We start from the raw sequence: 1,900 nt of genomic DNA, 5'->3' as shown, positions 1-1,900 counted from the left end.
GCCGCGAAGCCAGCTGCAATGAAACCGCCTGCATCTCCATCTAGACCGGATCACCAGCTTCGCGGCTGACGCCGCTTCCACAAGGAGTCGCTGGTAGAGCTCCAGCGGAGCATGGCTCCGCTCTACAGGTAGTGCGTTACGCTGCCGCCTGAATTTCTTGGGCGAAGAAACCATGCGCAGGCAATACCACTTCCGTCGGAGCGAGGCAGGTTTGTTGGCCTGGGACGTCCATCGTTTGATCGCACTGAGCCGTGACCTTCCGGTTTCCCATATCGCGCTATCAGCGGTCGCCGAACTGGACGAAGCCTATTGGTGGGATGCCGAATCACCACCCCCGATATGCAGGCAGGTTATCGAACACATGCAGCTGGTGGAAGCAGCGGACCTTCAGTACCCGATCATCCTCTGCCCGCAGGGACGGGTGATGGACGGCATGCATCGCGTGGCCAAGGCACTATTGTTGGGAAAGAGCGAAATCGCGGCAGTACGCCTACCGGAGCTGCCTTCGCCAGATCATGTTAGCGCTGATCCGGACGATCTCTGCTACGGCGAGATTTGAAGAAAGCGCATCCATCAGTCCCCACCGCCGCCATCACCGCCACCTCCGTCGCAGGACACGGCATCACCGCAATCACTTCCGCCGGCGATTTGATGGCCGGGGACATCGCCAACCATCATGCCTGCGTCAGTTGCCTGGCCGCGTGCAGCGGCCGGCAGCAATGATGTGGCAAAGGCCAGGCAGAGCACCGCACCGAGAACCGGCAACAGCCAGACCACGGCGAGCTGGAGCAAGCGTTGCTTACCGGTCTGACCGTTGATGCGGAAGATGAAGAAGCTGGCAATCAAGTTGAGCAAAACTACCAGCAGCGCAAAAAACGTAAGCCATTTCATTGGTGGGCACCTCTGTGATGACGCAAGGTTGCAACAGTCTCTGTAGTGCCGAGCCACGCTCGGCAGAGGCCTTACCAGTACAGCCCCAGCGGAGCATGGCTCCGCTCTACCTAAGAACGAGCTTTCCGCAGGAGCGGTTGGAACTAGCCATCCTCGCCATACAAACGCTGCGCCGACTGGAACAAGATCCAACTCGTCGCGATGAACTTGTCCCCACCCTGCGGCCGGTTACCCCGATGGGTGTGGGTGAATGCCGTTGGCGCAATCAGCAAGCTGCCGGTGCGCGGTACCACCTTGCGTTGCTGGAACAGGAATTCGGTTTCGCCCTCTTCAAAACCGTCGTTGAGGTACAGCGTCCATAGCAGGTGCCGGTGCAGGGTCTCGCCACCAGGATCGCGCGGGAACAGCTCACAGTGCCAATAGGGATAGCCGCCCTCACCCGCCGTATACCACTGCAGGTTGATTGCGCCGGGGCGCAGGCAGGTGCGCGCGAGTTCGGATAGCGCGGCATCGTCCATACCCTGGAAATCATCTGCGCTCAGGCGGCGCGCTTGGCCTTGCGCATCGGGTACCTGCAGCATCAAGGGCGAAATCAGCACCTGTGGATAACGCCGCAGGTACTGCAGCATGCCGTTGAACACCGCCTGCTGCAGGCGCTGTTCGACATCGCGCCAGCCGTCGTTACCGCTGATGCGCAGATCGTGGCTGCGCTTGAGTTCGGGGAACACGCCGCTGCCAACCTGGCCGGGTTTGAGCTGGGTGCTGTGGCGCAGGCGTTCGACGATGGCCGCGCAGTCGTCGGCGGACAGGGCGTTGTCGTAGACCTCAATGAAATCAACAGCAGTCATCGGCAGCCTCGCAGTGCGTGTCCGCCGATGGTGGCCTGAAGCGCCCCGCATGTGTAGTGCCGAGCCATGCTCGGCAGAGGTTTTCCGAGCAATGCCGAGGTAGTGCCGAGCCATGCTCGGCAGAGGGGCTGTACCGGTAATGCCCTTGCCGAGCATGGCTC

At 61.2% G+C, this 1,900-nt stretch carries 3 protein-coding genes; 1 reads left to right on the top strand and 2 read right to left on the bottom strand.

From position 1 onward, the window contains the following. Positions 1-157 precede the first annotated feature (157 nt). Positions 158-559 carry a hypothetical protein gene (locus QMX78_RS21285; RefSeq protein WP_282273426.1) on the top strand — a complete coding sequence of 134 codons (402 nt, stop codon included), beginning with the start codon at positions 158-160 and terminating at the stop codon, positions 557-559. Positions 560-573: 14 nt separating this feature from the next. Here QMX78_RS21285 and QMX78_RS21280 read toward each other — a convergent pair whose 3' ends face one another. Together QMX78_RS21280 and QMX78_RS21275 are read right to left on the bottom strand one after the other, a co-directional pair. Then, on the bottom strand, positions 574-891 hold the full coding sequence (locus tag QMX78_RS21280) for a hypothetical protein (RefSeq protein ID WP_282273424.1): 318 nt from the start codon (positions 889-891) through the stop codon (positions 574-576). A gap of 143 nt (positions 892-1,034) precedes the next feature. After that, entirely contained in the window at positions 1,035-1,739 is a 705-nt protein-coding gene (locus tag QMX78_RS21275) for a 2OG-Fe(II) oxygenase (protein WP_282273422.1), read from the bottom strand. Positions 1,740-1,900: the final 161 nt, after the last annotated feature.

The sequence above is a fragment of the Stenotrophomonas sp. PS02298 genome (assembly GCF_029959445.1).
In the GTDB taxonomy this organism is placed as follows: Bacteria; Pseudomonadota; Gammaproteobacteria; order Xanthomonadales; family Xanthomonadaceae; genus Stenotrophomonas.
This window is presented reverse-complemented; position numbering and strand designations above follow the sequence as displayed.